Raw genomic sequence first — 26,054 nt, forward strand, 5'->3', positions numbered from 1 at the left:
GTATAAAGGTGCTATCACTTTTTTTAACAATCAATAATGAATGATTAATTCATTATTGCGATTTAGGAGGACGATATTTCATGAAGACAGGTTATGCATTAAAGAATTGCCAGGTGATATATGGGGATATGGAAAAAACACCTGATACCAATAGGACGATTTTAATTAACGAACAAGGACTGATTCAACATATCGGAAAATCAAACGATCTTTCTATCCCAAGTGAATATGAAACAGTTGATATGTCAGGGAAATATGTAATGCCCGGTCTCATCAATGCCCATGTCCATCTGTTTGCAGACGGTAAACCATTTTCACTGTCTGTTAGTGAAGGCATGCTGGATTTTGCGTATCACCATATATTGGATACGAAATTTGGCAGAAATATATTAAAAAAACGAATGAAAAAAAACGCCATAACCGCACTTCACGCTGGTGTAACTACTATGCGCAGTGTTGGTGAATTTTTCTATCAGGATGTCCGATTAAGGAAGGAAATAAAGGCAAACGAGTTTGTTGGACCCAATTTGCTAGTATCCGGATATTTTCTGAGTGTCACAGGCGGACACGGAGCACCATATTTGGCATTGGTCGGTGATTCTCCTTGGGAAGCGAGAAGAAATGTCAGAATAAATGTCAAAAACGGAGTAGATTTAATCAAAATCTGTGTAACAGGCGGAGTTACTGATGCAAAAATGGTTGGTGAAGCTGGTCGCCTGCAAATGACAGAGGAAGAGGTTGCTGCCATTTGTGAGGAAGCACATAAACTCGGCATGCTTGTTGCAGCACATGTTGAAAGCACAGAGGGAGTAAGGATTGCGCTTCGAGGTGGAGTCGATACAATTGAACATGGTGCAGAGATGGATGAAGAAATTATCACCTTATATAAAAACAATCCTAAGGCATTAAAAGGCTACACGGCATTAATACCTACCCTGCAGGCAGGTTATCCTAGTGCGAAATTAGACAGAAGTCTTACAAAGGTGAGCGAAACAGTAAAGGAAAACTCGCGTCTAGTGTATGATTCTATGCTAAAAGGGGTACAGCAGGCGGTAAAATATAATATTAAAATGGGAATCGGCACAGATGCAGCCATGCCATTTGTGACCCACTATGATATGTGGCGTGAACTAGACCATCTAATGAGACAAACAAATCTGAACACAATCCAGTTGATTGACAAAGTTACAAAAACAAATGCAGAAATATTAGGAATCGATGACCTGACAGGAACAATAGAGCTTGGAAAACAAGCAGATTTAATCGTGCTCGACCAAAACCCATTAGACAATATCACAGCATTGGCCGATGTTTCCATGGTTATGGTTAAAGGCAATCTTATTAAAGCGCCGAGTGTTAACAGAATGAAGGAAGTGGATGAACTGCTTGATTTAGTTTGGAAATTGGAAGATTAAAAGAGTAATGGAAAGTAGTAAATAATGAAAAACACTCGCCAATTCCATAGCAAGAGTGTGTTTCATTATTTACGCTGAATAAAATATGGTCCACATTCCCTTTCGTGTGTCATGATAAAAGTCCATTTGTTATTCCAATCCATTACATACATGTCATTATAGTCCATATGATCCTCTATATAAGGTAAGTCCGTTATTGTAAGGGTGTCTGCATGCTCAAAAAGGTAAGCGTCATCTATAAATTGATAAAATATAGTACATTTATGCTTTGTTTGTTGAAGGAATGCTCTTATTGCACCGTCCTGCTGAAGACATGTTACCTTTTCCCAAGAACATAAGTGCCAGAGAAAGTTATCCATGCAAATCGCCTGTTGTTCTTCTACGGTAAGATGGCTTGCAAAACATTCACGCCATCTGCCACGCAAGTAGGTTCCCCACTTCGGAATTTCCAGCCGCTTTAATTGTTTATTTTTCATAATAGAAAGCTTCCTTTCTAGCTGAATTAATTGAAATGCATGCCCACCAAGCAAATTTAGCATGCTGTTATCCTATACATTGGGAAAAATTTCTATATAATAGATTGTGTGAAAACTTAATGATTAAGAACTAAGTATTTTATTCCTTTCTCAAAATGAAAAGTAGTACAAACTAAATATCTTTATTCTAGGTGATGTTATGAGTGAAAAATTAAAGAAAAAAGAGCTAAGTCAATTAGTTCAAGCAAATCTTATGAAGAGAAATTCACTTCAATCGGAAGTTCTACCTTTCTTTTATAAAATGATTGGAGAAGTTTGTAAAGAAAAATATCCCAATACGATAAAGCAGATGCTGCAGTTATCATTGCGAAATCCTTTCCCATATCAGGATTTGTCTAAAATTCAACAAGATTTTAAAAAGCAATTTTCTAAAGAAGACTGCTTAAACGGGGAGCTAAATACATATTGGATGATGATTTCAAGTAGTTTAAACTTCCTTCTAAAAGGAAAATCTATTAGCATTGCACCTAAATCTATAGCGTGGTTAAAAATGTCCTTCTTTGATATTTTTCCACAATATCAATTTTTGGAGCCTCATCTTGAAAAATACCCTTATCTCTATAAAGAATATGTTCATTTCAATAACGCACGCTTTTTTATATTATTTTACATATATCTTCAATCTTCCACGATTCAAAACAAGAATTATTAGAGATAGAAGGAATTATAAGCCCTTCTGTTGAATTGGTATATTGATAAGGTAAGCAATAGACTGTTTTGCTAAATATTCTACTAGGAGCTGAAATAATGTTCAATCAAAACAAAATGATTCCCACACAAGGAACAGAAGTAGAAGTAGATAATATTTATACCATTTTACCCTCACCCGGAACCATTATTGGAGAGGCAACAGAAGAAGAAATGGAAAAAGCAGCAGAGCTAGAAATTAAACATATGGCGTTCGTTCGCTTGCAAGACATGAACATACAATTTGATGGTACAACCTATAAAGAGCTATTAAAGGATTTTCAAGCATTTGAAGCAGAAACAACTGCTTTTTGGAGGACTATTGCAAGAAGGTTAGCTGTTCCGTATGAATGGCCAATCAGAATTGACCATGCGAATGGACCAATTTATCTTGGTGAGCATGATTTTTATATGGAAGAGGAAGAAGAAACAGAAGATTGATTACTATCATAGTATTAGCATCTATAAATCAAGTCAGCTGCATAACAGGCTGGCTTTTTTTTTGCGCAATTGGTGATGACTACTTCAATTAGTCCATATTTATTTCTATTGTGTTATGCATAAAAGAAAAAATGTGAATTTCTTGTATTTATTTCCAATATAATGTAAGGTATATATAACATTTGTAATATATATATTACTTTGGCGGTGATGCTGTGAAGAATCATGTTAAAATTTTGAGAATTAAAAGCTCGATGACGCAAGAACAATTAGCAAGAAATGTTGGGGTTACAAGGCAAACGATTGGATTAATCGAAAAGGGGATGTATAACCCCAGTCTTAATCTTTGTATTGCAATTGCTAAACAGCTTAACAAAACATTAGATGAATTATTTTGGGAGGTAGACGAGTAATGAAATCCTGGCTAACGTATTTTTTGCCTAACGATGAATATAAAGAGAAACAAATGTTGGTTTTTATTGCAGAAGGAGCGATACTCCAAATCTTTATAGTAATATTGATGCTAATCGCAAGTAATTTTCTCACCTTTATACAAGCTGACACGATTTTACTTGTTTCAAGTATGATATTTCTTTTATATGTTACTGCTAGATTTATACTTTCTGGGATGGAGTATGCAGATATCACAACAGAGAGGGCTTATAAAAAAGAACTAAGAGCCATTCTTATAAAAACTAGTGTTTTTGTGAGCTTCACCTTATTTATATTGGGGTTGATAACTATTTTTAATGTCTCAGTATTGTTAACTAATGACCAAAATTGGTTTGCCTTTTTAGTGTTAATAATCTGCACAAGCTTTTTCATGTGTAGTGCGAATTATATTTCGTTAAAACGCTCCTTTAGAAAAAACAAAGAATTACTATAATACTGGTATAGTAAAAATTGGTATTTTAAGGAAAAATTCAGAAATTGATTCTATTTAAAGGAGCGACACCATGGAAATTAAAGTGCTTGAAAAAAATGATGCAAATAGCTATAAAGGATTGAGATTAGAAGCTTTGAAATTAAGTCCAGAAGCATTTGCTTCAAGCTATGAAGAGGAAAAAGACTTCACCCTAGAAACATTCGCGAACAGGGTGAGCAATTCAAGTTCATATACACTTGGTGCATTTGAAAACGGAGTGCTTGCTGGTGTTGTGACATTACAGTTAGAGCAAAAAGCAAAATTAAAACATAGGATAAATATTTTTGCGATGTATGTTGCAGTTGAAAAACGGGGAAAAGGTATTGCGAAGAAATTAATGCAGGAAGCCATCACAAAATCTAAGCAAATGGATGAAATTGAAGCAATCTATTTAACGGTTGGTGCTGCTAATTTGCCTGCAAAAAACCTTTATCAATCGTTAGGCTTTGAAGCATATGGAATAGATAAAAATGCTTTGAAAATAGATAATATCTATTTCGATGAGGAATTAATGGTTTTATATTTTTAGCAGGTTACTATTATTGGTATGCTGTATGTAAAATAATGAATGTGTCAGGAGAGTATGATGGCAGTATATTTAGTTCAGTTAGAAGCAATACCTAATAAAGATAATCCGGAGAAGGCAGAATGTATTGGTGCATACGTTAATTGCTGGGTGAAAGCTGACAATATGAATATAGCATTTCAAACGGCAACAAAGTACGTAAACACGCAAGGATGGGATGTAATGATTGTAGAGGATCAATTTGAAGTACAGCGAGAAATGTATGTTGGAGAAGATGGAGAAGTGGAAGAGGAGTACCATGACAGTCTTCAATCCTTTGATGATGCATGGAGAGAAGGAGTATCTGCCATTTATTATACTTATTCTACGGAAGATGAAGTTCAAAAGATGGAGACAGACTGTTTGCATTAGACTATTCCTGAAATACAAAAGCTGAATGATAGGGTGAGTATGGATATACCAATATGTATTTACAAAAAAAAACTCCACATGGGCAACCATGGGAGCTAATCTTTAGCTTGCGGGCGGAATAACTTTTGCGATTAATAGAATAAGGATAATTAGTCCAATTACTGTGTAACCGATCGCTACCCAAAGCGGTAAATTTATTCTATAAGCAAAGGGTTTTGTCTCTTGAATAATGCCTGTTTGTGCAGATACTTGACTGTCAGAAACCCTCGACCAAGCTCCACCAGAACTATTGAACGAGAATAGAAGTCCGACAAAAGCTAAACCTATAAAAAACATTGGTTCAATAAAGCGGATGTGAAAAAAAAGTGAGGCAAAATAATTAATAGCTACCATTAAAACCAGCGTTATTACAGGGGTAATAAGATTTCCCTTCATGCTTGTCACTCCTTATGATGTTTTTAGTATATTTCTTACTGTATCAAATTTTACCATAAAATTAAACTTATTTAGGAATATTTTCCTTTTTGAATAATTTCTGTATTTGTTAATGGAGCATTAACTGATGGATGTTAAAAAGTCGAACTGCTGATGGAATGAATTAAGCTACTAATAGATATATTTTACGCATCCAATTAGTTTCATAAAAGGATTGCTACAAAAGACAGGCAGCTATCTGTAGTAAACAGCTCTATTTCTATTCACGATGGAATAATGTTGAAATGGAAACAAAAATTCTACTATAATATTGGTAATGCACCAACTGGTAGGAGGTTAGCACATGAACAAAGAGGAACAGATTTTATCAGGGTTTAGGGATATATTAAACAAGATAGTAGCGCTTAATAAGCCGAAAATGGAAGAAAGCTTACATGGTCATAAGTCATCTGAAGTACATTGTATTGAATTTATCGGCAAAAACGCCGATTCCAATGTCACAAAACTAGCAGAGTCCTTTTTTATGACTAGAAGCGCTATTAGTAAAATAACGAAAAAACTCCTCGATAAAGGCCTTATTGAAAGCTATCAAAAGCCGGAAAACAAAAAAGAAATCTATTTTAGGCTGACAGAGGAAGGACAGGCAATAAATAAGGTTCATGATGATTTGCATCAAGCGTTTAGAGAGCGGGATAAAGCAGTATTTGAACAGGTGACTGTGGAGCAGTTTGAAAGTATTCTTAGCTTTGTAGAAAAGTATAATAAGCATTTGGATGCAGAAATAAAAAAGCAAGAAGGAACTATCAAGCCTGAATAATAATGAAAAATACACCGTAACAACAAATGCAGTTCAATTCTATTAAGAGTTGAGCTGTATTTTTTGTCTTAATTTTTGTTGACTAGGAAACAATAAAATGGTACATTATTTTTGTTTCTTAGGAAACTAAAAAGTTAGTGAGGAGTATGTACATGTTCAAATTTAAATCACACAAACATCAAAATACAGGACAGACAGTTGATAAAAAGGCGTTACTATTTGGTTTAATGTCTGTATTTCTATGTGGAATAGGTTTCACAATCATAGCACCAGTCGTTCCATATTTAGTTCATCCGTATGTTCACAATCAAGAAAATCAGGCAATCATTGTGACAATGCTGACCGCTGTTTATGCAGCCTGTGTTTTTATGGCGGCACCCGGACTTGGAGCTTTAAGTGATAGATATGGTCGTCGTCCGATCCTCTTAATATGCTTGTTTGGGTCTAGTGTCGGGTACGTGATTTTTGGGATTGGAGGAGCTTTATGGGTACTGTTTGTTGGAAGGATAATGGAAGGTGTAACAGGCGGGAGTATAAGCACCATCTTTGCTTATTTTGCAGACATTATCCCGAAAGAACAGCGAACAAAATACTTTGGGTGGGTAAGTGCTGTTACAGGTGTCGGCATCGCTGTTGGACCTGTAATAGGTGGACTGCTGACAAAGTTTGGCTATTCTGTACCGATGTATGCAGGAGCATTTATAACTTTATTAAATTTTGCATTCGGTCTTCTTTATATGCCAGAAAGTCTTAACAAGTACAACAGGCTGAAAAAAATTACGTTACTAAGATTAAATCCATTCTCACAATTGTTTAGCATTCTTTCTATGAAAAATCTAAAATGGCTGCTTATCTCTGCGTTTTTACTATGGATTCCTAACGGATCTTTACAGGCCGTTTTTTCACAGTTTACAATAGATACTTTCAACTGGGAGCCAGCGCTAATCGGACTGATGTTTTCCATAATGGGTATTCAAGACATCGTTTCACAAGGGTTTATCATGCCAAAGCTGTTACTGAAATACAGTGATGTGCAAATAGGGATAATCGGAATGATTTCAGAGATTATTGGCTACAGCTTTATCGCAATGTCGGCGTTATTCTCTCTATATCCGCTTTTTATCGCCGGAATGTTCGTGTTTGGATTTGGTGATTCCATCATCGGACCTTCATTCAATGGAATGCTTTCCAAGTCTGCCCCTGCTAGTGAACAAGGCAGGATTCAAGGAGGCAGCCAATCTATTCAAGCATTAGCAAGAATAATAGGACCAATTATAGGCGGACAAATCTATGTATCCCTTGGTCATGCTGCCCCCGCTTTTATGGGAATGATTTTAATTGCTGCGGCAGCTTTCGTATTATATAAGCGTAAAGATGTGATGAGTTAAGGTACTAATGTATTTAAGTGAATTCATTTGGAGTACTGGGTACTATTGGTGTAAGTAGTCCGAATTAGTAGAGGAACATAACCAGTCCTAACAATAGATATTAGCGTTTTTAATAGTCACCATATTTGGCGACTATTTATTTACAAAAAATACCCAATACATATACTTGGCAAATGAAACTTTATTAATCATTAGACGTATATAATTACAATATTTAACAAAAGAGGTGTTAACATGCCAAATGACTTTTACTTTGGAGACTCTATGTTCCAATTTGGTCCGATTTTTATCGGAATTGTGTTTGTCTTCGTTATTGGTAGTATTTTATTTGCCATTTTTAAAGGAATTGGCGAGTGGCATAAAAATGAGCAGTCGCCCAGGCTAAGTGTGCCAGCAGTGATTAAAGCAAAACGTACAGATGTCAGAAGAAGTTCAAATCATGATAATCATCATTCTTCGAGTACTATATATTATGTCACCTTTGAGTTTGAAAGTGGCGACAGAACAGAGTTTCATGTTTCAGGTAAAGAATATGGGCTGCTTTCTGAAAATGACACAGGAATTTTAAACTTTCAAGGCACTAGGTTTTTAGGATTTGATAGAAAAAGTATGAATCAAGAAAATTTGTAAGCAATAAACATCCGGACTTATTAAGATTATTGAAATTATTGTATGCCATAATGAAGAGCCTAGGAATCTTCCTAGGCTCTGTTTAATTCTCTCGAAAAGGTAACAGGACGCTTGCGTAGCTTTGAATAATACTTTGTGAGTTCCGTAATTTGTTACTCAGCAACCACTGAGAACTGCTTTACAGTTGGGATAATGGCTGCTAGCTCTTTATCAGGGTATTTTTTCTCAAGCTCATGAATATCTTTAAACTCTGTGCTTCTTACCCACTGCAAATAATCTTCCTTAGTCTCCCATTCCATATGGACGGTGATTTCTCCTTTGTGTTTGTCTGTTTGCAGGAGGAGAAAACGGATAAAACCGGGATTTTTATCTACTAATCGTGAGCGGTTTTTGTATATTTCAATCACTTCATCTGCTTTATCTGCTGGTACTGGAAAAGTTGAATGGACGATAAACATTGGCTAGACTCCTCTAACATTGATTTTCTTTATCGTACCATAAATCTTGTTTGACGAAAATTGATGTACCAGAAGGAATGCGTTGTGGCAATATGGAATTTATTATGTAGGCTAGTTTGCAATTTGCGATAACGTTTTTCCTAAACCGGTTTTACGTGTGGACATCATAGAGGGGTGGTTGTTTTGCAGGTAAGAGTATTAAAACCAAAGGATGCTAAGGAATATTGGGGTTTGCGGTTGATTACATTAAATCAGCATCCAGATGCATTCCTACTAACATTGGAAGAGGAGCAAAAACGGCTTTATCCTATCAAGCGCATTTCCGCATTATTGAAGGACCCGACAAGAATTACCATTGGGGCGTTTATAGACGAGCGCCTTGTTGGCACTATCACACTTCAAAAGGAAACCTATAAGAAAATCAAGCATAAGGCAAGTGTTCTGTCGTTTTTTATTGAAGATGCATACCGCAACAAAGGGATTGGGAGAAGGCTTTTGACAGAGGTGATTACCTTATCAAGAAGACTGGAGATTGAACAATTGCTGTTGGCGGTTGTATCAACAAATGCTGGAGCTATTGCTTTATACGAATCGATGGGGTTCACTGTTTTTGGCTTGGAAAAAAAGGCCTTAAAGGTGAATGGCCAATATTTTGATGAACAACATATGATTTTTTATTTATAATACATAAACAAAATCAATAAAAAGAAGGAGAGGGCGAAGTGGAAACGAGAAGTGTTGGCATTTTACTGTTTGATGACGTAGAAGTATTGGATTTTGCAGGTCCCTTTGAAGTGCTGTCTATTACATCTTTTAAGGATCGGGATGATGTTAAGCCATTCAAAGTCGAAACAGTGTCTGAGACTGGGAAAAGCATTTCAGCAAGAAACAGGCTGCAAGTCGTACCAGACTATTCCTTTGATACAGCACCACCTTTTGATATTCTGGTTGTGCCTGGAGGTTCTGGTGCTAGATTAACGGAATTACATAATGACAGGCTGATAGACTGGATTAAAGAGCAGGACAAAACGACAGAAATGACGACATCTGTTTGCACTGGCGCTTTATTGCTGGCACAGGCTGGATTACTTGATGGCAAAAGAGCGACTACACATTGGGCTTCCTATGATTTGTTTGCAGATCTTTTTCCGAACGTGGAGGTCGTTAGAGAAGTTAAATTTGTCGATGAAGGCAGAATTGTAACATCAGGCGGTATTTCGGCAGGGATTGTAATGGCTTTTCATCTTGTCGAAGTATTAGTTGGCTTAGAAGAAAAATGGAATGCAGCCAAACGAATGGAGTATGATTTGCCAGAAAGAAAATAAAGAAAGAAGGCTTCTTGTTTGAAGCCTTCTTTTCATCGTTTACTTATAAGAAATCGCTTCAAGTGTGTGCGTATTTTTTGTTTGCAAATATTGAGTGAAAAGCTCAACAGATAGAGGATGAATCCCGGTTTTAGATAGCACGTAAGAAAAATGGCGGTTAATCTGTTCATTTTTAAGGCGAATTGGATGGATTGTTTTCATATGCAGCTCTTTTTGGATTGAATATTTAGAAACTATCGAAATGCCTATTCCTGCTTCCACCGACTCTTTAATTATTTGCGTGCTCCCAAATGACCGTAAAATCAGCGGAGAAAAAGCGTGTTCTTTAAAGAGCTTGTCAATGACCTCTCTTGTACCAGAGCCCTCTTCTCGTAATATCCATGTTTCACCATAAAGGCTTTCTAAATCAATTGTTCGAAAGCTGGATAAAGGATGATCAGCGCTAACGATTATTACTAGTTCATCTTGTTCAAAAGGGGTTATGTGGAGCTGGGGATGACTTTTGATTTCACCATCGATAATTCCGACATCAAGACTGCCCTCAAGCACTTGATTCATTATCTTGCTCGAATTCTGAATGGTAACTTTCGGTTCAATTAGTTGATGTACCTTCATAAAGTCAGATATAAATCTCGGCAGCAAATATTCACCAAAAGTGTAGCTAGATCCAATTAAGAGCGGACCACTCACTACTTTTGTCATATCATGAATAAGGCTTTCGACCTGTTCGTATTCATTTAATATTCTCTTCGCATGATAATATAATATTTCACCAGCCCTGGTAAGCCGAACATATTTATTTGTTCTGTCGAAAAACTTCACTTCATATTTCTTTTCCAATGCCTTAATGGAAAGTGTTACTGCAGATTGTGTAATATGCAGCTCTTCGGCAGCTCTTGTAAAATTCTTTTTTTCCGCTACTGTGACAAATGTCAATAAATGATAATCCAATCCCTTCACACTCTCCTTATGCCAGATTTAGCAATACCCATTTGAAGTATATGTTTTAGTTCGCTGTTAATAGTAAATAACCCTTTAACTATTCTAAAAATACTGAAAATTTACTATTTTCAAACAAAAAACACAAATAAAAAAAGTCATAAATTTATGCTACTATTTCGAATACGAAAATAATTTTCTTGTATAAACAGGGAGAAGCCTCTATAATTAATAATGATTCTCATTTAAACTGACAAAAAATAAAGGAGCATATAATGATAAAGCGTTTTTTCACTTATTATTTACCGCATAAAAAGCTATTCATTCTTGATTTTTCAAGTGCTGTCATTGTGGCGATCCTAGAACTTGCCTTCCCGATGGCTGTAACTTGGTTCATTGACAAACTCCTTCCTGAAGGAAATTGGAGTACCATTGTCTCTGTTAGCTGCGGCTTATTGGCATTATACTTAGTAAGCACTTATTTACAATATATTGTAAACTATTGGGGCCATAAGCTTGGCATCAATATAGAAACAGATATGAGAGCACAGCTTTTCAACCATGTTCAAAGACAAAGCTTTAAATTCTTTGACAACACTAAAACAGGTCATGTGATGAGCAGAATTACGAATGATTTATTTGATATCGGAGAGCTTGCCCATCACGGTCCAGAGGATTTATTTATTGCGATTATGACGTTTGTCGGCGCATTCTGGATTATGCTGACAATTAATGTAAAGCTTGCGTTAATCGTCATATTTATCGTGCCAGTTCTAGTTTGGCTAATTACATACTGCAATAAGAGCATGAATAAAGCTTGGAAGCATATGTACGGTGATATTGCCGATGTTAATGCCCGTGTTGAAGACAGTGTGTCTGGTGTACGTGTTGTTCAATCCTTTACAAACGAAGAATTCGAAATGGAGCGTTTCTCTGTTAATAACAAACGCTTCAGAAAAGCAAAAATCGTTGCATATAAAGTGATGTCCTTAACATCATCCTCTGTTTACATGTTAATGCGCTTTTTCACGTTAGTGGTATTAGTTTATGGCGCATGGCTGACATTCAATGGTGAACTGACAAACGGTCAGCTTGTTGCATTTATTCTTTATGTGAATATCTTGCAAAAGCCAATTGATAAAATCAGTACATTGCTTGAGCTTTATCCAAAAGGTATGGCTGGTTTCAGACGTTTCTTAGATTTGCTTGATTCGGAGCCTGAAATTCAGGATCGCCGGGATGCAGTTGAAATGCCTGCATTACGCGGGGACATTCAATTTAATGATGTAACATTTGGCTATGATAACCGCACTGTATTGGATAAAATTAGTCTTAACATAAAAGCAGGCGAAACAGTTGCATTCGTTGGTCCTTCTGGTGCAGGAAAAACAACAATTTGTTCCCTTGTACCAAGATTTTATGATGTAAACAGCGGTGCCATTAAAATCGATGGCATGGATATTCGCGACATGACGAAGCATTCATTGCGTTCACAAATCGGGATTGTCCAGCAGGATGTTTTCTTGTTCACAGGTACGCTTAAGGAAAATATCGCGTACGGAAAATTGGATGCAACTGATGAAGAAATTCATGCAGCTGTAAAAAGAGCTCATTTAGAGGACTTAATCCGCAAGCTACCAGATGGTTATGAAACACAAATCGGAGAGCGGGGCTTGAAGCTTTCCGGCGGACAGAAGCAAAGACTTGCGATTGCGAGAATGTTTTTGAAAAATCCTCCAATTTTAATATTGGATGAAGCTACTTCTGCATTAGACACAGAAACAGAGCAAATCATTCAAGCATCGCTAAATGAACTTGCGAAAAACCGTACGACACTTGTTATTGCCCACAGATTGGCAACAATCCGTAATGCTGACCGCATTGTAGTCGTAACAGAAAATGGGATTGAAGAAGAAGGCGGACATGATGAATTGATTGAAAAAGGCGGTATTTTTGCCAACCTTCATCGTGTTCAATATCAGCGTTAATCCAAAAAGATGCCTGAACAAGGGCATCTTTTTTTTTGGAAAATATCGATTGATATTATTAACCAATATGCGATATATTGGTTATAAGTTAAAATTCGACTAGTATGGAGGTTTGTTATATGCGCCCGATTTTGTTAGGAATCGCCTCAGCCTTTTTTTTCGCTTTCACCTTTGTGTTAAATAAAGCGATGGAGATGAATGGTGGGAGTTGGGTTTGGAGTGCGTCACTGCGGTATTTTTTTATGGTACCATTTTTACTTATACTTGTTCTTGTTAGGGGTAATTTAAAACCTATTTTAGTGGAGCTACGAGAAAATACAGGTAAATGGGTATTATGGAGCTCTGTTGGCTTTGGGATTTTTTATGCCTTTATTTGTTTTGCCTCAGCCTATGGACCTGGCTGGCTCGTTGCGGGAACATGGCAGCTGACAATCATCTCTGGAACATTACTTGCACCGCTGTTTATGGAGAAGAAGTATACAAAAGGCGGAGAAGCAATTATGGTGCGCAAGAAAATTCCATTTAAAAGCTTAACCTTTTCGGTCTTAATTATTATCGGCATTGCCTTCATGCAGCTAGAATTTGCGATGAAGCTCTCGTTTGGCACGGCAATGCTTTGCCTTTTGCCGATCCTTGTAGCTTCATTCGCTTATCCTTTAGGTAATCGCAAAATGATGGAGATCTCAAACGGACGTTTTGATGTTTTCCAGCGGGTGCTTGGCATGACAATTGCAAGCCTGCCTTTTTGGATAATATTATCTATATACGGCTTCCTGACAGCAGGACCTCCGTCTAGTTCACAAGTATATCAATCAGGTATTGTTGCCTTGTTTTCTGGTGTTATTGCGACAATTCTCTTTTTCGCAGCGACAGACTCTGCCAAGGATAATATGCAAACACTTGGTGCTGTTGAGGCGACACAGTCATTTGAAGTACTGTTTGCTTTAATTGGTGAAATGGTGTTTTTATCTGTTGGGCTGCCAAGTGCGATGTCTCTTATCGGCATTGCCATCGTTATAGGAGGAATGGTGCTGCATAGTATATTTTCAAGAAATATAAAAAAACTAAAATTAGCGCAAACTGCTTAAAGAGCATTTATTAAGGTTTTGTTAATTATGCTGGTTTTTTTACTTAAGCTGCAGGTAAATGTATACTTATATAGGGAATAAGTATACGAAGTGTAAGAACAGACATGACAGTCATGATTTTGGCTATCTAAGAATCTAAATTTGGAGGACCACAAAAATGACCAACGAAGCACGAGAGATTAAACTGATTGCCCTCGATATGGACGGCACATTATTAAATGGAGATGGAGAAATTCCAGAAGAAAACCGCAAAGCAATTAAAGAGGCCCAAGATGAAGGCATTCATGTAGTGCTTAGTACAGGCAGATCTATTGCAACATGCAAGGAGCATTCAGAAAGTTTATTTTTAAAAACCTTCCTTGTTACGGTGAATGGCAGTGAAATCTGGGATTGGCAAGGAAATCTTATTGAACGGAATTTGGTTGAAGTCGAGCAAATGCGCTGGCTTTGGGAGCTTGCACAAAAGCATGGAGCAAAAACATGGGCAATTAGCTGTGGTAAAACATGGAAGGATGAAATGCCTGAGGACCTTGATAAGCTAGAGTGGTTGAAATTCGGTTATCAAATTGAAGACGACACAATCCGCAATAATGTCTTAAAGGAACTTCAAGCAAGAGGAGTTTTTGAAATAAGCAATTCCTCCCTTGTAAATATTGAAGTAAATGCATTTGGCATCAATAAAGCACGAGGCTTAAAAACCGTTTGCGAGCGCCTTGGTGTTACAATGGATGAAGTGATGGCATGCGGAGACAGCTTGAATGATATCAGCATGATAAAAGAAGCAGGTATTGGTGTTGCTATGGGCAATGCACAGGATATCGTCAAGGAAACAGCAGATGTGACGACAAAAACGAATGACGAAAATGGTGTCGCATACGCAATTCGTACTTGGGCGTTGAAAAAGGCGAAAGAGCCAGCCTTAAAAAAATAATGTTGAAACAAAAAAAATAACTGCTATAATAAATAAAAAAAGAAGAACCGAACGAAGAGAAAGAACTAGTATGCGATAACCATTCGTAAAAGAGAGTGGAGCTTATAAGCTGAAAGGCTCCATGACGACATGCCGCAGAACCTGCCTTTCGAGTCCTATAAAAATAGGCGTTTAATCTGGCGTTATCAGACAAAGTGGGGTAATGAGACTAGTTTCTCTTATCCAATTAAGGTGGTACCACGGAAAGCTCTTTTCGTCCTTTTTACAGGATGAAAAGAGCTTTTTTTTATTGATTGTGAGCAATTGATAGGTGAGAATTGTGAAGGGTTGGAGGAAATCGACGTGGATAGGAAAAGGATCGTAATAAAAATCGGCAGCAGCTCGCTGACAAATTCAAAAGGGGAGATTGACCAGGACAAACTGAAGGATCATATAGCAAGCATCGCAGCCTTAAAGGAAAAAGGCAAAGAAGTGATACTCGTTTCTTCTGGTGCAGTTGCAGCAGGTTTCAAACAGCTTGGCTACCCGTCACGCCCTGTCACATTAAAAGGCAAACAGGCAGCAGCAGCAGTTGGGCAGGGACTTCTTATACAAAGCTATACAGAGCGTTTTCGAGAGTACGGCATTGTTCCAGCGCAAATACTGCTAACTAGAAACGACTTCAGTAAAAAGGAGCGCTACCGCAACGCATATTCCACTTTATCAGAGCTTTTGGAACGAGGAATTCTCCCAATCATCAATGAAAATGACACTGTATCTGTTGAGGAGCTGACATTTGGGGACAATGATATGCTGTCAGCATTAGTTAGCGGTCTTATTCACGCAGAACAGCTGATTATCCTTACAGACATCAACGGGCTATATGACAGTAATCCAAATGAAAATCCACTTGCGAAACGATATGACTTTATTGAAAAAGTAACAGCTGAATTTCTTGAAGGTGCGAAAGGGAGCGGCTCGAAGGTAGGTACAGGTGGTATGAAGTCGAAGCTGATTGCTGCAGAAACCGCGTTAAGCCTTGGAGTACCAGTGTTCATCGGCAATGGCAGTGGAGCAGATAAGCTCATTTCCATCATAGAAGGAAAAGGTGATGGTACTTATATCGGTTCAGATGGATTAAGTGCGATAACCAGCAATAGACAGTGGATTGCTCTGCATTCAACGGTGGAAGGTAAAGTGTTTGTCGATGAAGGGGCAGAACTTGCCTTACTGCAAAAAGGCAGCAGCTTACTTCCCGCAGGCGTTTATAAAATTGAAGGAATTTTCGAAAAAGGAAATGTTGTCGAAGTTTTTGGGACATCAGGCCTTATTGGAAAAGGTGAGGTTCAATATGGCTCAAATGAGCTTCATAAACTTCTCGGTGCAAAAGAAAGAAAACAAGCAGGCGAACAATTGCAGGAAGTCATTCATCGCAATAGCTGGGTGAAAATTTAAGGGGGGTTCTTTATATGGGAGAGGTTCAAGTAAAAGGTAAATTGGCACAAGACGCAAGCAGACAATTATGGAAACTGACGACAGCGGATAAAAATAACGCACTGGCATTGATCGCAGACCAGCTACTTCTAGACCAAGCCATTATTATTGAACAAAATAAACTAGATTTAGTTCATGGCGAAAAAGCAGGCTTGTCAGCTTCTGTTTTAGACAGAATCATGCTTAATGAAAAAAGAATCGCAGACATGGCGATGGCGATAAGACAGCTAATTGAACTGAAAGACCCAATTGGTGCTACGTTAGAAGAAATCAAAAAAGAAAATGGCCTGCTTATCTTAAAAAAGACCGTGCCAATCGGTGTGATGGGCATGATTTATGAGGCACGCCCAAATGTGACAATCGATGCGGCCACATTATCCATTAAGACAGGAAATGCCATTATCTTAAGAGGCAGTTCTTCTGCGGCAAGCTCCAATATGGCTCTTGTCCGTTCCATTCATGAAGCATTAAAAAAATCAGCTCTGCCTGTTGATGCAGTTCAGCTGATTGAAGATACAAGCAGGGAAACGGCAAAAGAGCTGTTTCACCTGACAGAGTATTTGGACGTTCTTATTCCACGAGGCGGCAAAAACTTGATTGATACAGTTGTCAAAGAAGCTTCTGTACCAGTTATTGAGACAGGTGCTGGGAACTGCCACCTATTTATAGATGAAAGTGCTGATAAAGAAATGGCACTTAATATCAGTCTTAATGGTAAAACACAGCGCCCATCTGTCTGCAATGCACTGGAAACTATCTTAATTCATAGAAGCTGGTACGAGAAATTCGGCCAAGAGCTCCTGCAAGCACTAGCAGCGCACGGGGTGGAAATTTACGGAGACGAAGCAGTCATAACTGATTACGCAATGGCTCATGCTGCAACTGAAGAGGATTGGTATACAGAATACTCTGCCTTAAAGATTAGTGTTAAAGTCGTAGAAGATATAAACGAAGCAATCACACATATAAATAAGTATGGCACAAGGCACTCAGAAGCAATTCTTACAGAGGTAACGGAAAATGCAGAAGCATTTTTATTAAGTGTCGATGCTGCCGCTGTTTACCATAATGCCAGTACCCGTTTCACGGACGGCTTTGAGTTCGGCTACGGTGCCGAAATCGGCATAAGCACCCAAAAGCTCCATGCACGCGGACCGATGGGGTTAAATGCTCTGACATCGTCCAAATACTATATTTATGGAAATGGCCAAGTCAGAAAATAAGCTGCAAAGTTTTGATTGATTGTAATTTAATAGATAGGAAGCGAAAAAAATGCAGTTTGTTACGGTACTATTACCGATATTCTTTATATTTGCTGTCGGATTTGTTGGTGAGAAGGTTCTTCATATCAATACAAAGGCGATAACGACAATGACCGTTTACTTAATGACACCATTATTGTCCTTTAGTGTTTTCTATGAAACTACTTTTGACCTGGATTATTTAATGATGGCAATATATGCGTTAGCCCTTGTCTTCGGTATTATTGGAATTATTTATATTGTGGCTATCATTAGAGGATATGACGTTAAGAAAACATGCGGAATGATTTTGTCATCTGCCTTTATGAATAATGGCAACTACGGAACACCACTTGTTTTATTTGCCTTCGGACAGCCAGCCCTTCATTATGCCGTTATCCTGATGGTTATCCAACAGCTGATAATGGCAACAATTGGTGTCTATTATGCAGCCAAAGGATCTGCAGACGGTGAATCAGCAAACGAAACCTGGAAGAAGGTATTGAAGGTTCCCATCATGTATGGTGCCATGCTTGGGATGCTCTTTCACTTTTTGCATATCCCATTGTCCAATACAATGCTTGATGCAATTAAAATGGTCGGAGATGCTGCCATTCCAACCGTCATGCTCGTTTTAGGGATGACATTAGCGAAAATATCCGTCAAACGAATTCAAGTAAAACCATTATCCTTTGCATTAACCTTAAGACTGATCATCTCCCCGCTGATCGCATGGGGAATGACCTTCATACTGCCTGTCGATGACATGCTGAAACAAGTGATGATCGTACTTGCAGCAATGCCTTCTGCCGCCAATACGACCATGTATGCCCTGCAATACGGAACAGAACCAGACTTTGTTTCCACTGCGACACTATTTAGTACATTGGCGAGTATTATTACATTGCCGATTGTGTTGTTTATTGTGTGAGACGGTGTATTGGCAGTATGGAGATAAGTTTAATTCTGAAACCCTAATCGGCAGTAGATTCGATTAGGGTTATTTTTTAAAGTATTGAACTATGTAAATTAATTTACAAAAAAGTTGATTATTAGTTAATGAATTTAGGATATACGTGTTAAGCTATCTATGTAATATATGATTCTAAAAAAATTATTTATCCTAGAAATTTTGTTACAAAAAGGAGTTAATTATGGAGCTTATCCTAGCAACTATTTTCTCAGCCCTCATCATCGTGATGACCGTCTTTTTCTTGTTGAAGGTTTTTTATATCGCTTACAAAAGAAAAGACATTTCCTTTCGAAAGTGTTTTCTGTATGCTGCTGTTACTATTGGAATAAGTTGTTTTTTAATAGCTGCTTTGCCTTTCGTATTTCAAAGTATTTTAGAAATTGTATATTGAATGCCGGGTTTTAGGCAAAAAAAACAGCCTAAGTCATCAGCTTAGACTGTTGTTGAAAATGTTGTTGAAACACCAAAAACCACTCTCTCAATGAATCGCATGCTTAAATTTCCCGCCATGTGCCTCTTGTGTGTCCATAATCGTAATAAACGCATTGGGATCAATCTCCAAAACGATGCTTTTGAACTTGGCAATTTCGAGCCGGGTGAACACGACATAAAGCACTTCTTTTTCCTGATCAAGATAACCACCTTTGCCTTTTAGCTTTGTGACACCTCTGCCAAGGCGGTCTGATAATGCTTCGGCGATTTCTTCGTATTCGTTTGTGATAACCATGGCTGCTTTTGTATCATCAAATCCTTGCATGACAGCGTCAATTGCTTTGCTTGCGATATAGTAGGTGAGAATGGAGAACATCGCTTGTTCCCATTCGAGTACAAACCCTGCCCAAGTGAACACAAAAACGTTCAGAAACATCACGAATTCCCCGACGGAAAAGGGGATTTTTTTTGATAACAGGATGCCAAGTATTTCTGTTCCGTCCAAGGCTCCCGAATTGCGGATAACAAGACCAACACCAGCACCAAGCAGCAATCCTCCAAAAACAGTTGCAAGAAGCGGCTGCCTTGTAAATGGATCAACATGATGCAAGGAAGATTCAACAACAGCAAGCATGATAATCGCAAATAAAGAGGAGATGCAGAAATTTTTGCCGATGTATTTATAGCCTGCAAACAAAAAAGGGATGTTGATAATCAGCACTAAAATTCCAAAACTGAAATCGGTCATATAGTTAATGATCAAGGAAATGCCAATAATGCCTCCATCTATAATTGTATTTGGCACAAGAAATAATTCAATCGCTACAGCAGCGAGACTTGCGCCAATCATCAGCATGATATAGCGGATAATGAAATGGATTTTGGCTTCCTTTTTATGCTTTTTTCCCATCTTACACACCCTTCCTAAAACGATGGAATACTTCGCTTTAAATGAACATGGTTTATGATGCCAACAAAACAGAAAAATATTCCAGCATAAGATAATTCTTTTCTAACACGACTGTTTTTACATATTTTTAACATGAAATCCGTTGCAACTTAACAAGGAAAGAGATAGAATATCAGTACTATATAATTCTAGGTAGGTGAAAATATGTTTAATCGGGAGCTTGTTAAGGGGAGTACTTCTTTAATTCTATTGCAGCTATTAGCCGAAAAAGAAATGTACGGCTATGAACTAGTGAAGGAGATGGAAAGCCGCAGCGACTATTCTCTGCAGGTGAAAGAAGGCACATTATATCCAGCACTACATAAATTAGAAAAGCAAGAATATGTGGAATCATTTTGGAAGGATTCTGAAAAAGGTCCTGCACGTAAATATTATCGTATAACCGCAACAGGTCTTGAGATACTCGAGCAAAAAACAAAGGAATGGAAAAGCTTTGTTCAAACGATTGATAAGGTGATTGGGAGAAAAGGAATATGATTTCTTCTAAACAAGAGTATTTGGATATCCTCCGTACATGTTTGAAAAATCACGATCGGGTTGAGGGTATTATACTGGAATATGAACACCATTTGACAGATTTGTTAGCTGAGGTAAACTGTACGAGCATGACCGAAAAAGCCGCAATGGGTATAGTTATACAAAGACTTGGCACACCTGCAGAAATGGCCGCATTGTACGAAGAAGAGCGGACGGTTACACCTGCCCGGACAAAGTGGATTTTCTTTTGCGGCAACTTTTTCTTTTTTGCAGCAGGAATAATGCTAACAGTTTTTTATCACTCTTTATCAAGCCCGACAGTAAAGCAGCTGTGGTTTTTTCTAACTAGTATTCCGTTTTTTCTGATTTTTCTGTATCTGTTTTATTGGCTGTTGCTTGGTTATGAGGTTGGCAAGGAGTTTGGACTTGGCGGAAAAAAGCTGTTGAAAAGAACCTTTTACATCGCACTTGCACCAAACCTGTTCTTAATGGTAATGGTCGTTTTTCGGATTATTCCTGCGTCCGTTTTTGCGCCGCTGTTAACGGACGAGTTTACGGTAATCTGCATTATTAGCACAATTTTTTTATATCCGATTTCCGTCTTAGGATTTCGGTATGGCACAACGAAATCGATTTAATTGTATGCCAAAAAAACTCTGTACTCCTTAAGGGATGCAGAGTTTTTTTGGCGAACAAACACTGTATCTATTTTGTCCATTTTTACATTCTGTTTCTGTCAGTCTTCTATCCATTCATAATATTTTTCAGAAAGGGGGCGAATTCGCTCCTCATCCAATGCGATCACTTCACAGCCACGGTCATCATACACAAAAAATATAATGTCCTTTGTGATGTTCACAAAGAATACATCAGGATAACCAGCGGAATACCCTCCCAGCTTTGGATATAACGGAAAATCTTCATTGCTGGCTGCTTTCAGTAATTCCTTAACACGCACATCTTCAAGCTTGCACAATAAGGAAAATTGTTGCATTTCGAATTCATTTGCTTCCTCTATTTCAAAGGGATAAGCAGAAGTTTGTACGTGAATTTTATGTAATAGCGCTTTTCTTTTTAGAAATTGCTTGTATACCTTTAATTTTTTGGTTTTTTTCTCATATGTTTTATGTTTATAAACATTTGTGACAAGGAACAAGTCATCGCTTTCGTCAAACAATTCATCAAACATCAGAGAAACTTGTTTATATACAAGCTCAAATCTTTCGCAATTAAGTTTATCATCATCTGTAAATTGATAAATATTATTCCCGAGAGTAAAGTGGATGCCAATATTCCATTGATAATAAATACTTGGAATCAATGTGACAGCAGGAAACCTTTCCTGTAAATAATCGATTAACTTCATAAAAAATTTTCACTTCCTGTTAACAATTCAGCAGAGAATACTATGCTTGTATTCTCCAGCCATTTAAATAACTGCTGCTATTTTAGCATGAAGAGAAGTACAGCTGTATAATAAATAGTAAAAGAATTTTTTTTGCCCCGTATCTTTTTTGCTGGCTGAAACGTTCTAAGTAGGAAAACCAAAAGCAAAGGGAGGGATAAAGTTGAGCAAACAGCCGTTAGAAAATGACAACAGTCTGCATAAGCATTACGAAAGCTTGAGTAAATACTGTCAATATCTCGCGATGACTAAATGGGAAAAGGAAGATATCATTCATGACACCTTCTTAAAGGCAATGGAATCGTATCAAGACAGTGAAATAACGGTCTCACTATTAAAGAAAATGGTTCATAACCGCTGGGTTGATACAATACGCAAAGATAAGCAGGAAAAAGCACATCTATCTGCAACAGAAGCTGTGCAGGCTGATCGTGCTGCTGATTGGATGATTGTAGCAGAGCATTTGGCTGAGTCGCTGACAAAAAAGCAAGCAGCCGTCTTCTTGTTGGTTGAAGGCTTTGGCTATCGTATTAAAGAAGCGGCTGAAGCATTGGAAATGACGGAAACAGGAATAAAGGCAATTCTGTTTCGAGCGAGAAATCAACTGCATAAACAGCATAACGATACAAAAGACAATGCCGGCACAAGTGATGCAAGCAGACTATACTATAAAACGCTTAAGCAGCAAAATCCAGCACTGTTGATCAATGAAATACTGTCTGTGCAAGTTCTTTATCCAGCTAATGGAAGCAGAACAGAGCTTAAGCGGCAAAGCACGGGACCAATTATGCAGCTAGCAGCATAGATAAAAGGGGGCAAAAAAATGGGTGCTATTCCATATGTAATTGAACAATCGAGCGGGGGCGAACGTTCCTACGATATTTATTCAAGGCTGTTAAAGGACCGGATTATCATGCTTGGTGAAGAAATTAATGATCATGTTGCCAACAATATTGTTGCACAGTTATTATTTTTAGCGGCAGACGACCCTGATAAAGATATTTCCATTTATATAAATTGTCCGGGTGGCTCCACAACAGCCGGATTTGCAATATTTGATACGATGCAGTATATAAAGCCTGATGTACGTACGATATGCACAGGCATGGCAGCATCCTTTGGAGCATTGCTGCTGCTTGCAGGCACGAAAGGAAAAAGGTATGCATTGCCTAACAGTGAAATTATGATCCACCAACCACTTGGCGGTGCAAGAGGGCAAGCGACGGAAATTGAGATAACAGCGAAACGAATTCTAAAGCTGCGTGAACAAATCAACCAGATTATGGCGGAAAGAACAGGGCAAGCTGTCGAAAAAATCGCTGTTGACACAGATAGGGATTATTTCATGACAGCAGAAGAAGCAAAAGACTACGGAATCATTGATGAGATTATTGTTTCGAAATAAAAGCTTAGCAGCTGCACTTAATTTTGTGCAGCTGTTTTTTTGTGATTCGTTTTTTCTGCACCGATACGCTATAATAGGACAAGAAAATGATTATTTGCAGGAAGAAAAAAGGTGAAATAATGACAGGTAAGCAAGTTACGATAGATGAAGCATTTGAGAAAAGTATTCGAAACGGCAGTCCGTTGCTGTATAAAGATTCCCTTGTAGGAATAAAAGGATTAAATGAAGGTCAAATCATTGATGTGAAAAATAAAGCCGGAAAATTTATCGGCAGAGGATATTATGCCCTTCAAAATAAAGGGATTGGCTGGCTGTTGACGACAAATCAGCAGGAAGCGATTGATTTTGCTTTTTTCGCTAAAAAAATAAAAACGGCAAATGACAAAAGAGCAGCATTATATCATGATAATGAAACGACAGCATTTCGCCTCTTTAACGGGGAAGGAGATGGCATTGGTGGCTTTACTGTAGATAGATATGATCAGTACTTGTTAATTCAATGGTACAGTAAAGGAATTTACGAATACAAAGAGTGGATCATTGAGTCTTTGGAGAGTCATGTAGACTTCAAAGGGATTTATGAAAAGAAGCGGTTTGATACGAATGGTACATATGTCGAAGGTGACGATTTTGCGTATGGAGAACAAGGGCAATTTCCAATGATGGTAAAGGAAAACGGCATAAAATATGCAGTAGACCTTAATGAAGGGGCAATGACGGGGATATTCCTTGATCAGCGTGAAGTGCGCAAAACAATCCGCGACAAATATGCAAAAGGGAAAAACGTGCTGAACACCTTCTCCTATACTGGTGCATTTTCTGTGGCAGCGGCAGTTGGCGGCAGCAAAACCACGACAAGTGTTGATTTAGCAAACAGAAGCAGGGCGAAAACTGCCATGAACTTTGAATACAATGACATCGAGCTTGCATATCAGAAAATAGTTGTCGAGGATGTTTTCCACTACTTTAAATATGCGGTGAAAAAGCAGCTGGAGTTTGATATGGTCATTCTTGATCCACCAAGCTTTGCGCGCAGTAAAAAGCATACCTTCAGTGCGGCTAAGGACTATTCCAAACTGTTAAAAGAGGCCATCAGCATCACGAAGCAATCAGGGGTTATTGTTGCATCAACAAACTGCAGCACGTTCGATATGAAAAAGTTCAAGCAATTTATTCATGACGCATTTAACAAGCAAACGAACAGCTACGAAATTCTCGAGGAGTTTGGCCTTCCAGAGGACTTTGCAAACATCCGTAACTTAAAGGAAAGCAATTACTTAAAAGTCGTTTTTATAAAAAAACTTAAATAGTTTTTTACGATAATATTTTTAAGAACGAGTTCATTTAGAGAATAAAAACGCTGTTTACTTACATGCCTTTACCTAGTAATCTAATATTTAGCAATGTTACTAGTACATATAGAATGGGGATTGAATAGTGAAAGCGATATTGTTTGATTTAGATGATACACTCCTTTGGGATAAACGAAGTGTCAAAGAAGCATTTGAAAAAACATGCAAGCTTGCTGAGGACAAATACGGAATTTCTGCATCAAGCTTTGAAGAAGCTGTCAGAAAGGAAGCACAAACCTTATATCAAGCATATGAAACGTATGCTTTTACACAAATGATCGGGATTAATCCGTTTGAAGGTCTGTGGGGAGAGTTCGCTGATCAGCATGAATCGTTCCAAAAAATGAAAGCAATTGTTCCGATATACCGCAAGGATGCTTGGACTAACGGTCTTTTGGCAATGGGAATTGAGGATAAGGCGTTCGGTGAATATTTAGCAGAGCAATTCCCTGCTTTTCGTAAAGAATCTCCTTTTGTATACGAGGAGACATTTGCACTTCTAGATGAACTGAAAGGGAAGTACAAGCTGCTTCTCCTTACAAATGGTTCGCCAGGCTTGCAAAATACGAAATTGACAATAACGCCTGAAATTGCTCCATATTTTGACGAAATTGTTATCTCAGGAGATTTTGGTAAAGGGAAACCAGATCCTGCTATTTTTGAGCATGCGGTTTCCTTGCTTGACTTAAGTGTGGATGACTGTCTAATGGTCGGTGACAATCTGATGACAGATATTCTCGGAGCATCAAGAGTGGGGATGAAGTCGGTCTGGATTAACAGAGAAGGAAAAACACCTGAAAATGTGCAGCCGACATATGAAATCAACGATTTGCTTGAGCTGCTTCCACTTTTAAAGGAAATTAGCTAATTAAGAATAAGAAGCTCAGAGGAAGTTTGCCTCTGAGCTTCTTTTATTATTATTCCTCATTCTTTGGCATAAGATGCCTGAATGGCACAGGTGATGCAAGCACAACAGAGGTATTGATTGTGCCAAAGGGAATTAACCGATCGACTAGTTGCCGCATTCCGTCAATTCCTGAAACGGCAGCCTTTATAGTATAGCTGATCGGCCCTGTTACACGGTGACACTCCAAAATATCCTGCTCATGCTTAATGAATTCCTCAAATGCATGGGGTTCTTCCTTCAATTCACTTATTTGAATAAACAGAAGTGTTTCCCTGCCTAGCTTTGCTGGGGAAACCCTTGCGCTGAATTCAAGAATAATTCCTCGTTCTTGCAGCCGCAGCAGTCGTTCAGATACACTTGGCCGACTTAAGGAAAGCTGCTTGGAAAGGTCACTCACCGTTATTCTTCCATCCTCCTGCAGTAATTTTAACAATTGCACATCTACCTTATCCATTTTTTGCTCCTTTACAAAATGAAAT

The 26,054-nt window shown here is 38.0% G+C and carries 31 protein-coding genes; 24 read left to right on the forward strand and 7 right to left on the reverse strand.

Going from position 1 to position 26,054, the window contains the following annotated elements; genetic code table 11:
- Window positions 1-80: 80 nt before the first annotated feature.
- Window positions 81-1,415, forward strand: a complete 1,335-nt coding sequence (locus tag CEQ21_RS21595; RefSeq protein WP_185766284.1) for a metal-dependent hydrolase family protein — start codon at window positions 81-83, stop codon at window positions 1,413-1,415.
- Between the two features lie 65 nt (window positions 1,416-1,480).
- On the opposite strand, the gene CEQ21_RS21600 is transcribed toward CEQ21_RS21595, so the two are convergent.
- On the reverse strand, window positions 1,481-1,891 hold the full coding sequence (locus CEQ21_RS21600; protein ID WP_185767374.1) for a DUF4275 family protein: 411 nt from the start codon (window positions 1,889-1,891) through the stop codon (window positions 1,481-1,483).
- 199 nt (window positions 1,892-2,090) lie between these two features.
- Here CEQ21_RS21600 and CEQ21_RS21605 point away from each other — a divergent pair, with 199 nt between their 5' ends.
- The 6 genes from CEQ21_RS21605 to CEQ21_RS21630 all read left to right on the forward strand — a co-directional run bounded on the left by CEQ21_RS21605 (window position 2,091) and on the right by CEQ21_RS21630 (window position 4,941).
- The gene (locus CEQ21_RS21605) at window positions 2,091-2,603 is read left to right on the forward strand and encodes a YxiJ family protein (RefSeq protein ID WP_185766285.1); all 513 of its coding nucleotides are present in this window, start codon (window positions 2,091-2,093) and stop codon (window positions 2,601-2,603) included.
- A 95-nt stretch (window positions 2,604-2,698) separates the two neighbouring features.
- Window positions 2,699-3,079 carry a hypothetical protein gene (locus tag CEQ21_RS21610; protein WP_185766286.1) on the forward strand — a complete coding sequence of 127 codons (381 nt, stop codon included), beginning with the start codon at window positions 2,699-2,701 and terminating at the stop codon, window positions 3,077-3,079.
- A 215-nt stretch (window positions 3,080-3,294) separates the two neighbouring features.
- On the forward strand, window positions 3,295-3,492 hold the full coding sequence (locus CEQ21_RS21615) for a helix-turn-helix transcriptional regulator (RefSeq protein ID WP_185766287.1): 198 nt from the start codon (window positions 3,295-3,297) through the stop codon (window positions 3,490-3,492).
- On the forward strand, window positions 3,492-3,965 hold the full coding sequence (locus CEQ21_RS21620; RefSeq protein ID WP_185766288.1) for a hypothetical protein: 474 nt from the start codon (window positions 3,492-3,494) through the stop codon (window positions 3,963-3,965). Before CEQ21_RS21615 ends, CEQ21_RS21620 begins: the two co-directional genes overlap by 1 nt.
- Before the next feature lie 70 nt (window positions 3,966-4,035).
- Window positions 4,036-4,533: a GNAT family N-acetyltransferase gene (locus CEQ21_RS21625; protein WP_185766289.1), complete on the forward strand. Its 498-nt coding sequence runs from the start codon at window positions 4,036-4,038 to the stop codon at window positions 4,531-4,533.
- A 54-nt stretch (window positions 4,534-4,587) separates the two neighbouring features.
- Window positions 4,588-4,941 (forward strand): hypothetical protein, encoded by a 354-nt coding sequence (locus CEQ21_RS21630; protein ID WP_185766290.1) that lies wholly within the window; start codon window positions 4,588-4,590, stop codon window positions 4,939-4,941.
- A 102-nt stretch (window positions 4,942-5,043) separates the two neighbouring features.
- On the opposite strand, the gene CEQ21_RS21635 is transcribed toward CEQ21_RS21630, so the two are convergent.
- Complete coding sequence (locus CEQ21_RS21635; protein ID WP_185766291.1) at window positions 5,044-5,376, reverse strand: hypothetical protein; 333 nt, start codon at window positions 5,374-5,376, stop codon at window positions 5,044-5,046.
- Between the two features lie 343 nt (window positions 5,377-5,719).
- On the opposite strand from CEQ21_RS21635, the gene CEQ21_RS21640 reads away from it, so the two are divergent.
- The 3 genes from CEQ21_RS21640 to CEQ21_RS21650 all read left to right on the forward strand — a co-directional run bounded on the left by CEQ21_RS21640 (window position 5,720) and on the right by CEQ21_RS21650 (window position 8,211).
- Window positions 5,720-6,193, forward strand: coding sequence for a MarR family winged helix-turn-helix transcriptional regulator (locus CEQ21_RS21640; protein ID WP_185766292.1), 474 nt, complete (start codon window positions 5,720-5,722; stop codon window positions 6,191-6,193).
- A 152-nt stretch (window positions 6,194-6,345) separates the two neighbouring features.
- On the forward strand, window positions 6,346-7,581 hold the full coding sequence (locus tag CEQ21_RS21645) for an MFS transporter (protein WP_185766293.1): 1,236 nt from the start codon (window positions 6,346-6,348) through the stop codon (window positions 7,579-7,581).
- Window positions 7,582-7,815: 234 nt separating this feature from the next.
- Window positions 7,816-8,211, forward strand: coding sequence for a DUF2500 domain-containing protein (locus CEQ21_RS21650; protein ID WP_185766294.1), 396 nt, complete (start codon window positions 7,816-7,818; stop codon window positions 8,209-8,211).
- Window positions 8,212-8,363: 152 nt separating this feature from the next.
- Here CEQ21_RS21650 and CEQ21_RS21655 read toward each other — a convergent pair whose 3' ends face one another.
- Complete coding sequence (locus CEQ21_RS21655) at window positions 8,364-8,669, reverse strand: antibiotic biosynthesis monooxygenase family protein (RefSeq protein ID WP_185766295.1); 306 nt, start codon at window positions 8,667-8,669, stop codon at window positions 8,364-8,366.
- A gap of 183 nt (window positions 8,670-8,852) precedes the next feature.
- Between CEQ21_RS21655 and CEQ21_RS21660 the strand changes: the two genes are divergently transcribed.
- Together CEQ21_RS21660 and CEQ21_RS21665 are read left to right on the forward strand one after the other, a co-directional pair.
- Window positions 8,853-9,353, forward strand: coding sequence for a GNAT family N-acetyltransferase (locus CEQ21_RS21660; protein ID WP_185766296.1), 501 nt, complete (start codon window positions 8,853-8,855; stop codon window positions 9,351-9,353).
- A gap of 38 nt (window positions 9,354-9,391) precedes the next feature.
- Complete coding sequence (locus CEQ21_RS21665) at window positions 9,392-9,994, forward strand: DJ-1/PfpI family protein (RefSeq protein WP_185766297.1); 603 nt, start codon at window positions 9,392-9,394, stop codon at window positions 9,992-9,994.
- Window positions 9,995-10,033: 39 nt separating this feature from the next.
- On the opposite strand, the gene CEQ21_RS21670 is transcribed toward CEQ21_RS21665, so the two are convergent.
- The gene (locus CEQ21_RS21670; protein ID WP_185766298.1) at window positions 10,034-10,945 is read right to left on the reverse strand and encodes a LysR family transcriptional regulator; all 912 of its coding nucleotides are present in this window, start codon (window positions 10,943-10,945) and stop codon (window positions 10,034-10,036) included.
- A gap of 263 nt (window positions 10,946-11,208) precedes the next feature.
- Between CEQ21_RS21670 and CEQ21_RS21675 the strand changes: the two genes are divergently transcribed.
- The 6 genes from CEQ21_RS21675 to CEQ21_RS21700 all read left to right on the forward strand — a co-directional run bounded on the left by CEQ21_RS21675 (window position 11,209) and on the right by CEQ21_RS21700 (window position 18,585).
- A complete protein-coding gene (locus CEQ21_RS21675) occupies window positions 11,209-12,921 on the forward strand; it encodes an ABC transporter ATP-binding protein (protein ID WP_185766299.1) in 1,713 nt (570 codons plus the stop codon).
- Window positions 12,922-13,040: 119 nt separating this feature from the next.
- Window positions 13,041-14,009 (forward strand): DMT family transporter, encoded by a 969-nt coding sequence (locus tag CEQ21_RS21680; RefSeq protein WP_185766300.1) that lies wholly within the window; start codon window positions 13,041-13,043, stop codon window positions 14,007-14,009.
- Between the two features lie 157 nt (window positions 14,010-14,166).
- A complete protein-coding gene (locus tag CEQ21_RS21685; protein ID WP_185766301.1) occupies window positions 14,167-14,940 on the forward strand; it encodes a Cof-type HAD-IIB family hydrolase in 774 nt (257 codons plus the stop codon).
- A gap of 342 nt (window positions 14,941-15,282) precedes the next feature.
- Window positions 15,283-16,374 (forward strand): glutamate 5-kinase, encoded by a 1,092-nt coding sequence (proB, locus tag CEQ21_RS21690; RefSeq protein WP_185766302.1) that lies wholly within the window; start codon window positions 15,283-15,285, stop codon window positions 16,372-16,374.
- 14 nt (window positions 16,375-16,388) lie between these two features.
- Window positions 16,389-17,636, forward strand: a complete 1,248-nt coding sequence (locus CEQ21_RS21695; RefSeq protein WP_185766303.1) for a glutamate-5-semialdehyde dehydrogenase — start codon at window positions 16,389-16,391, stop codon at window positions 17,634-17,636.
- A gap of 49 nt (window positions 17,637-17,685) precedes the next feature.
- Window positions 17,686-18,585, forward strand: coding sequence for an AEC family transporter (locus CEQ21_RS21700; protein ID WP_185766304.1), 900 nt, complete (start codon window positions 17,686-17,688; stop codon window positions 18,583-18,585).
- Between the two features lie 520 nt (window positions 18,586-19,105).
- Here the strand turns inward: CEQ21_RS21700 and CEQ21_RS21705 are convergent.
- Window positions 19,106-19,969 (reverse strand): YitT family protein, encoded by an 864-nt coding sequence (locus CEQ21_RS21705; RefSeq protein ID WP_185766305.1) that lies wholly within the window; start codon window positions 19,967-19,969, stop codon window positions 19,106-19,108.
- Between the two features lie 204 nt (window positions 19,970-20,173).
- On the opposite strand from CEQ21_RS21705, the gene CEQ21_RS21710 reads away from it, so the two are divergent.
- Complete coding sequence (locus tag CEQ21_RS21710) at window positions 20,174-20,506, forward strand: PadR family transcriptional regulator (protein WP_185766306.1); 333 nt, start codon at window positions 20,174-20,176, stop codon at window positions 20,504-20,506.
- A complete protein-coding gene (locus CEQ21_RS21715) occupies window positions 20,503-21,144 on the forward strand; it encodes a hypothetical protein (RefSeq protein WP_185766307.1) in 642 nt (213 codons plus the stop codon). Before CEQ21_RS21710 ends, CEQ21_RS21715 begins: the two co-directional genes overlap by 4 nt.
- A 98-nt stretch (window positions 21,145-21,242) precedes the next feature.
- Here the strand turns inward: CEQ21_RS21715 and CEQ21_RS21720 are convergent, their stop codons facing one another.
- Entirely contained in the window at window positions 21,243-21,872 is a 630-nt protein-coding gene (locus tag CEQ21_RS21720; RefSeq protein WP_185766308.1) for a DUF3885 domain-containing protein, read from the reverse strand.
- A 202-nt stretch (window positions 21,873-22,074) separates the two neighbouring features.
- Here CEQ21_RS21720 and CEQ21_RS21725 point away from each other — a divergent pair, with 202 nt between their 5' ends.
- The 4 genes from CEQ21_RS21725 (at window position 22,075) to CEQ21_RS21740 (ending at window position 25,536) form a co-directional block, all read left to right on the forward strand.
- The gene (locus CEQ21_RS21725) at window positions 22,075-22,716 is read left to right on the forward strand and encodes a sigma factor-like helix-turn-helix DNA-binding protein (RefSeq protein WP_185766309.1); all 642 of its coding nucleotides are present in this window, start codon (window positions 22,075-22,077) and stop codon (window positions 22,714-22,716) included.
- Between the two features lie 18 nt (window positions 22,717-22,734).
- Window positions 22,735-23,316, forward strand: a complete 582-nt coding sequence (gene clpP / locus CEQ21_RS21730) for an ATP-dependent Clp endopeptidase proteolytic subunit ClpP (RefSeq protein ID WP_185766310.1) — start codon at window positions 22,735-22,737, stop codon at window positions 23,314-23,316.
- 119 nt (window positions 23,317-23,435) lie between these two features.
- Complete coding sequence (locus tag CEQ21_RS21735) at window positions 23,436-24,626, forward strand: class I SAM-dependent rRNA methyltransferase (protein ID WP_185766311.1); 1,191 nt, start codon at window positions 23,436-23,438, stop codon at window positions 24,624-24,626.
- 124 nt (window positions 24,627-24,750) lie between these two features.
- Window positions 24,751-25,536 (forward strand): HAD family hydrolase, encoded by a 786-nt coding sequence (locus tag CEQ21_RS21740; RefSeq protein WP_185767375.1) that lies wholly within the window; start codon window positions 24,751-24,753, stop codon window positions 25,534-25,536.
- Between the two features lie 49 nt (window positions 25,537-25,585).
- On the opposite strand, the gene CEQ21_RS21745 is transcribed toward CEQ21_RS21740, so the two are convergent.
- Complete coding sequence (locus tag CEQ21_RS21745) at window positions 25,586-26,029, reverse strand: Lrp/AsnC family transcriptional regulator (RefSeq protein ID WP_185766312.1); 444 nt, start codon at window positions 26,027-26,029, stop codon at window positions 25,586-25,588.
- Window positions 26,030-26,054: the final 25 nt, after the last annotated feature.

Source organism: Niallia circulans (assembly GCF_007273535.1).
GTDB lineage: Bacteria > Bacillota > Bacilli > Bacillales > Cytobacillaceae > Niallia > Niallia circulans_B.

What these genes read in the sequence shown, in the direction of transcription:
- CEQ21_RS21595 (WP_185766284.1), top strand. Translation starts at nt 81, where the DNA reads ATGAAGACAGGTTATGCATTAAAGAATTGCCAGGTGATATATGGGGAT.
- CEQ21_RS21600 (WP_185767374.1), bottom strand. Translation starts at nt 1,891, where the DNA reads ATGAAAAATAAACAATTAAAGCGGCTGGAAATTCCGAAGTGGGGAACC.
- CEQ21_RS21605 (WP_185766285.1), top strand. Translation starts at nt 2,091, where the DNA reads ATGAGTGAAAAATTAAAGAAAAAAGAGCTAAGTCAATTAGTTCAAGCA.
- CEQ21_RS21610 (WP_185766286.1), top strand. Translation starts at nt 2,699, where the DNA reads ATGTTCAATCAAAACAAAATGATTCCCACACAAGGAACAGAAGTAGAA.
- CEQ21_RS21620 (WP_185766288.1), top strand. Translation starts at nt 3,492, where the DNA reads ATGAAATCCTGGCTAACGTATTTTTTGCCTAACGATGAATATAAAGAG.
- CEQ21_RS21625 (WP_185766289.1), top strand. Translation starts at nt 4,036, where the DNA reads ATGGAAATTAAAGTGCTTGAAAAAAATGATGCAAATAGCTATAAAGGA.
- CEQ21_RS21630 (WP_185766290.1), top strand. Translation starts at nt 4,588, where the DNA reads ATGATGGCAGTATATTTAGTTCAGTTAGAAGCAATACCTAATAAAGAT.
- CEQ21_RS21635 (WP_185766291.1), bottom strand. Translation starts at nt 5,376, where the DNA reads ATGAAGGGAAATCTTATTACCCCTGTAATAACGCTGGTTTTAATGGTA.
- CEQ21_RS21640 (WP_185766292.1), top strand. Translation starts at nt 5,720, where the DNA reads ATGAACAAAGAGGAACAGATTTTATCAGGGTTTAGGGATATATTAAAC.
- CEQ21_RS21645 (WP_185766293.1), top strand. Translation starts at nt 6,346, where the DNA reads ATGTTCAAATTTAAATCACACAAACATCAAAATACAGGACAGACAGTT.
- CEQ21_RS21650 (WP_185766294.1), top strand. Translation starts at nt 7,816, where the DNA reads ATGCCAAATGACTTTTACTTTGGAGACTCTATGTTCCAATTTGGTCCG.
- CEQ21_RS21655 (WP_185766295.1), bottom strand. Translation starts at nt 8,669, where the DNA reads ATGTTTATCGTCCATTCAACTTTTCCAGTACCAGCAGATAAAGCAGAT.
- CEQ21_RS21675 (WP_185766299.1), top strand. Translation starts at nt 11,209, where the DNA reads ATGATAAAGCGTTTTTTCACTTATTATTTACCGCATAAAAAGCTATTC.
- CEQ21_RS21680 (WP_185766300.1), top strand. Translation starts at nt 13,041, where the DNA reads ATGCGCCCGATTTTGTTAGGAATCGCCTCAGCCTTTTTTTTCGCTTTC.
- CEQ21_RS21685 (WP_185766301.1), top strand. Translation starts at nt 14,167, where the DNA reads ATGACCAACGAAGCACGAGAGATTAAACTGATTGCCCTCGATATGGAC.
- CEQ21_RS21695 (WP_185766303.1), top strand. Translation starts at nt 16,389, where the DNA reads ATGGGAGAGGTTCAAGTAAAAGGTAAATTGGCACAAGACGCAAGCAGA.
- CEQ21_RS21700 (WP_185766304.1), top strand. Translation starts at nt 17,686, where the DNA reads ATGCAGTTTGTTACGGTACTATTACCGATATTCTTTATATTTGCTGTC.
- CEQ21_RS21705 (WP_185766305.1), bottom strand. Translation starts at nt 19,969, where the DNA reads ATGGGAAAAAAGCATAAAAAGGAAGCCAAAATCCATTTCATTATCCGC.
- CEQ21_RS21710 (WP_185766306.1), top strand. Translation starts at nt 20,174, where the DNA reads ATGTTTAATCGGGAGCTTGTTAAGGGGAGTACTTCTTTAATTCTATTG.
- CEQ21_RS21715 (WP_185766307.1), top strand. Translation starts at nt 20,503, where the DNA reads ATGATTTCTTCTAAACAAGAGTATTTGGATATCCTCCGTACATGTTTG.
- CEQ21_RS21720 (WP_185766308.1), bottom strand. Translation starts at nt 21,872, where the DNA reads ATGAAGTTAATCGATTATTTACAGGAAAGGTTTCCTGCTGTCACATTG.
- clpP (WP_185766310.1), top strand. Translation starts at nt 22,735, where the DNA reads ATGGGTGCTATTCCATATGTAATTGAACAATCGAGCGGGGGCGAACGT.
- CEQ21_RS21735 (WP_185766311.1), top strand. Translation starts at nt 23,436, where the DNA reads ATGACAGGTAAGCAAGTTACGATAGATGAAGCATTTGAGAAAAGTATT.
- CEQ21_RS21745 (WP_185766312.1), bottom strand. Translation starts at nt 26,029, where the DNA reads ATGGATAAGGTAGATGTGCAATTGTTAAAATTACTGCAGGAGGATGGA.